Genomic DNA, 1442 nt, shown 5'->3' with positions numbered 1-1442 from the left:
GGCTCTCTGGAGCGAAGTGCTTCGCGTGCCCACTGTCGGCCGCACGGACAACTTCTTCGAGCTGGGTGGCCACTCGCTGCTCGCCACGCAGTTGGTGGCCCGCGTGCGTGCGGCACTCGACGTGGAGCTGCCCCTCCGCGCCCTCTTCGAAGCCCCCACCATCGCGACACTCGCGGAGAAGTTGCAGCGCGTCTCTACCGGTACGCGCCTGCCTCCACTCACGCGTGTTCGCACCGAAGGTCCCCAGCCTCTCTCCTTCGCTCAGCAGCGTCTCTGGTTCCTCGACCAACTGGCGCCGGACGATGCCTCCTACAACCTCCCCGTCGCGCTGCGCCTCCTGGGCCGCCTGGACGTCGAGGCCCTGCGCTGCGCCTTCGAGGCGCTGGTGGCGCGGCACGAAGCGCTGCGCAGCACCTTCTTTGAAGAAGAGGGCCAGCCCCTCCAGCGCATCCATGCCCCGGCCGCCTGGGCGCTCCCTGTGCAGGACCTCTCGTCCCTCGATGAGTCCGCTCGCGAAGCGGAGACGCTGCGGCTTGCCACTCTGGAAGCCCGGCAGCCCTTCCATCTCGTCCATGGACCGCTGCTGCGCACCGCCCTCCTGCGATTGGCTGAAGAGACGCACGTCCTCCTCGTGACGATGCACCACATCGTCTCCGACGGCTGGTCCATGGGCGTCCTCGTGAAGGAGTTGGCCACGAGCTACGCCGCATTCTCCGCGGGCCGTGAGCCGTCGCTCGCAGCACTGCCGGTGCAGTACGCGGACTTCGCCCTCTGGCAGCGCCAGTGGCTCCAGGGCGAGACGCTGGAGTCGCAGCTCGGATACTGGAAGCGCCAGCTGACGGGTGCTCCCGCTGCACTGGAGCTGCCCACGGACCGTCCTCGTCCGGCCGTGCAGTCACGTCGCGGCGCCACGGTGCCCGTGCACTTCCCGTCGCAGCTGACGGACTCCCTTCGCAGCCTCGCCCAGCGTGAAGGCGCAACGCCCTTCATGCTGCTGCTCTCCGCCTTCCAGCTGCTGCTCTCGCGCTACTCCGGCCAGGACGACATCAGCGTCGGCTCCCCCATCGCTGGCCGTACTCACGCAGAGGCCGAAAGCCTCATCGGCTTCTTCGTCAACACCCTCGTCCTTCGCACGCAGGTCCAGCCTCAATCGACCTTCCGCCAGCTGCTGGCCCAGGTGAAGGCCACCACGCTCGCGGCCTACGAGCACCAGCACGTCCCCTTCGAGAAGCTGGTGGAGGTCCTCCAGCCCTCTCGTGACTTGAGCCGTAGCCCTCTCTTCCAAGTCATGCTCGTCCTGCAGAACGCACCCGCCGAAGCCCTGCGCGTGCCGGGCATGGCCTTCCAGCCCATTCCCCTGGAGGGCAACTCCTCTCGCTTCGATTTGGCCCTCACCCTCTTCGAGGTGCCTCAGGGCCTCACCGGCTTCCTCGAGTACAGCT

Annotated in this window: 1 protein-coding gene; it reads left to right on the top strand. The window is 67.8% G+C overall.

Translation table 11 applies throughout. The features are described 5' to 3' along the window. Positions 1–25 precede the first annotated feature (25 nt). Positions 26–1442 (top strand): condensation domain-containing protein (locus tag D7V77_RS41975; RefSeq protein ID WP_233597564.1); only part of this gene is annotated, 1417 nt, incomplete at its 3' end.

Origin of the sequence: Corallococcus sp. CA041A (genome assembly GCF_003612075.1) — a bacterium.
GTDB classification, from domain to species: domain Bacteria; phylum Myxococcota; class Myxococcia; order Myxococcales; family Myxococcaceae; genus Corallococcus; species Corallococcus exiguus.
This window is presented reverse-complemented; position numbering and strand designations above follow the sequence as displayed.